The 3,170-nt window shown below is 65.7% G+C and carries 3 protein-coding genes; all 3 read right to left on the bottom strand.

Annotated elements, in window-relative coordinates:
* Positions 1-1,523 (bottom strand): IS66 family transposase (gene tnpC, locus AC3A6Y_RS34880; RefSeq protein WP_487872772.1); only part of this gene is annotated, 1,523 nt, incomplete at its 3' end.
* 82 nt (positions 1,524-1,605) lie between these two features.
* A complete protein-coding gene (gene tnpB / locus AC3A6Y_RS34875) occupies positions 1,606-1,953 on the bottom strand; it encodes an IS66 family insertion sequence element accessory protein TnpB (RefSeq protein ID WP_487872771.1) in 348 nt (115 codons plus the stop codon).
* Positions 1,950-2,351 (bottom strand): IS66-like element accessory protein TnpA, encoded by a 402-nt coding sequence (gene tnpA, locus AC3A6Y_RS34870; protein ID WP_487872770.1) that lies wholly within the window; start codon positions 2,349-2,351, stop codon positions 1,950-1,952. The genes tnpB and tnpA overlap by 4 nt, the downstream gene beginning before the upstream one ends.
* Between the last annotated feature and the right edge of the window lie 819 nt (positions 2,352-3,170).

The following is a 3,170-nucleotide window of genomic DNA, read 5'->3' as shown; positions in this document are numbered from 1 at the left end:
TTGCTCGGGTGCTGAGCGATGCGCTGCAGGACGTAGGTCAGGTAGCGTTGCGGGTCGATGCCGTTCAGCTTGGCAGAGCCAACGAGCGTGTAGATCACGGATGCACTGTTGCCGCCGACGTCGGACCCGAGGTGCAAGTAGTTCTTCCTGCCAAGTGCGACGCCGCGCAGTGCGCGCTCGGCCGCATTGTTATGAGCTTCGATGCCACCATCGTCGACGAAGCGCGTCAGCGCCGTCCAGTTGCTCAACGCGTACCCGATGGCCAACGCCATCGGCGACTTGGCTGACACCTGCATCAGCGTCGCATTCATCCATGCCTGCAGGTCTTTGAGCAATGGCGCCGTGCTCTCTCGCCTGACCCGCCTTCGCTCGCCAGGCGACTTGCCCTGGATCCTGGCTTCTATCTTGAACACCTCTCCCATGCGTTCCAGCGCCTGGTGCGCCAGCGTCCCGGCGAGCTTGTGCTGTCGCACGTGTATATCCCACACCTTGCGGCGCGCGTGGCTCCAGCATCCGGCTTCGATGATGCGACCACCCTCGCGATCCTCGGCGTACAGGGCGTTGTACCCCGCGAACGCGTCGGCTTGCAGCACGCCACTGAAGTGCCTCAAGTGCTTTGCGGGATGGTCGCCCTTGCGGTCGACCGAGTACTGGAACCACACCGCGGGGGCGGCCTTTCCGCCGCTCGGACGGTCATCACGAACGTAGACCCACAGCCGACCGGTGTGCACCTTGCCGCCTTTGCCGCCGAGCGCTTGGATTGGCGTGTCGTCCCCGTGGACCTTATAGGCCTTGAGCACGTAGCGGCCGATGGCCTCGGCCAGTGGCGTCAACAGGTGCGCCGCCTGAGCCACCCAGTCTGTCAGCGTCGAGCGGTGCAGCTCCAGGCCGACACGGGCGTAGATCTGAGCCTGGCGGTACAGCGGTGTGTGGTCGCAGTACTTGCTGACGAGCACGTGGGCCAGTGTGCCAGCGCCGGCCATCACGCGATCGATAGGCCGGCTCGGCGCCGCGGCCTGCTTGATGTCCTTGCAGCCGCTGCAGGCCAGCTTAGGGCGCACGTGCCGCACGACGTGGAAGCTGCCGGGTTCGTAGTCCAGCACCTCGCTGATGTCCTGGCCGATCTCGCGCAGCGCCAGCCCGCAGGCCGGGCAGCCGCAGCCGGCTTGATGCCCCGCTGGCAAGTGCATGACGGTGCGCCTCGGCAGGTGCTCCGGCAAGTCACGCAGGTTCGGCCGCGGCCGGCGCGCCCGCCTCTTGCGGTGTTCATCGAGCGACGCGACGTTGTTCGCCTCGGCAACGGCCTTGTCACCCTCCACGGTCGGCGTCACCTGGCCGCCAACCAGCTCAAGTTGGCTGTGCTCGAGACGCTCGCTGGAGCGGCCATACTTCATGCGTCGCAGGTACGCGACTTCGACCTTCAGCTTCTCGATGGTCAGCTGCGCGACCTTGAGCTCTTCTTCGAAGCGCTGCACCTGGGTGCCGAGTTCGGCGTTGCGGTCCAGGGCTTCGTCCAAGGTCATGGTCCACGACTGTGCCGCGCGTGCCCAATCGTCACAACGGGGCATGCCGCGTCAACCGGATGGACCAGCTTGCAGCGTCGGTTCAGGCCGCAGCGCGAGGCTGCCAGGTTCGCTCGGGCCTGCGCCAGTCGATGCCTTCGAGCAGCATCGACAGCTGCGCGACGCTCAGTGACACGCTGCCGCTGTCGGCCTGCGGCCAAACGAAGCGGCCTCGCTCCAGCCGCTTGGTGAACAGGCACATGCCATCGCCGTCATTCCATAGCAGCTTCACCAGGTCGCCTCGCCGGCCACGGAAGGCGAACACGTGACCGGCGTACGGGTCCTCGGCCAGCACGGTCTGCACCTTGGCCGCCAACGAATCGATGCCGCAGCGCATGTCGGTGACGCCAGCAGCCAGCCAGACGCGAGTCCCGGCGCGCGGGCCGATCATTGGGCTTGGCGCAACGCGCGCATGACGCTGCACAGGCTGGCCTCGTCAACCGTCCCACGCACCCTCAGCTGCACGCCGGCAATCTCCAGCTCGATGACGCCGTTGCGTGGCGCCGGCTTCGGTGCTGTCGTGGTCGGCACGATCGGTGTGGTCACTGTGACGATCTCGGCCTGCGGCGCCACCTCCACCGGCAACAACACTGTCGACGCCGCGGGTTGGCCAGCGGCTCGAAGGTGTTCCCTCCGCCACTTGAACAGCATGTTTGCATTGATTCCGCTGCGCAGCGCGATCGCGGATACGGACGCGCCGGGCTCCAGGCTCTGCCGTACCAACTCTTCCTTGAACGCCCGGTCGTGCTGTCGCCGACTCCGATTCTCTGGGCCTCGCTCACTCTTCATGGTGTGCACCATCTCCGCTTAGCGCACACCTCCAAGCGGATGCGCGCGTCGGGTCAGATGCTCCCCAACGTCCGCTCGTCAAGCAAGGACGGCCATCGTCGGACTATTACTTGGTGCCGGGCTTGCTCCTGATCGGTCTGACCCATCCAATCCTGGCTGCCAGGCGCCAGCAGGTCCAGCCCGATGGCGTGGGCTGTCTGCACCACGCACAAGCCGAACAAGTCGAGCGCCACCTGAGGTTCAACCAGGTACTCAAGCTCCGCAGCCAGGTCCACTGCTAGAGCGCGCTGATGGTGATGCGCATGGAAGATCGCGGCGAACGAAACGCGCCAGCGCACGAGTGTGAAGCAGGCAGCGCACAGGCCCCGTCGCGATGACCGGGCCACACTGAAGGCATGCATCGCGCTGAGCCAGCAAGGATCCATCAAGTCGCATCCGATTCGATGCAGGCCCAACGATGGGGGACGGCGGTGCCCACAGCGCCCATGCACGCATCTCACCAGATGGCGCCCAATGGACCGTAGGATCTGCTTGGATAACGCGAACGCCTCCCCTTCCCTTGATGGCTTGACCGTCAGTTGATTGCTGTCGTGCATCCGAAGCTGCAGCCACTCGTCATCTGCCGCGCAGTCAAGGCGCTTGCGTATGCGCGTCCCGGCCAGGAGGACTTCCAGGTGAGCGGCAGAGGGACAGGAATACTCGCTCGCGTCGCCCTGCACGCTGGTCGTTTGGCAGAGCTCCTGCCCCGAACGACACCCAAACTCCCCCGGCTATCGACACGTAAATTCCCCCGCCCCGGCCGTCTGGCCGTGACGGTGT

This window comes from Variovorax sp. Soil_C_17 (assembly GCF_057657265.1).
This window is presented reverse-complemented; position numbering and strand designations above follow the sequence as displayed.

Excerpts from the sequence above, each read along its gene's own strand:
- tnpB (WP_487872771.1), bottom strand. The coding sequence starts at position 1,953 with ATGATCGGCCCGCGCGCCGGGACTCGCGTCTGGCTGGCTGCTGGCGTC.
- tnpA (WP_487872770.1), bottom strand. The coding sequence starts at position 2,351 with ATGAAGAGTGAGCGAGGCCCAGAGAATCGGAGTCGGCGACAGCACGAC.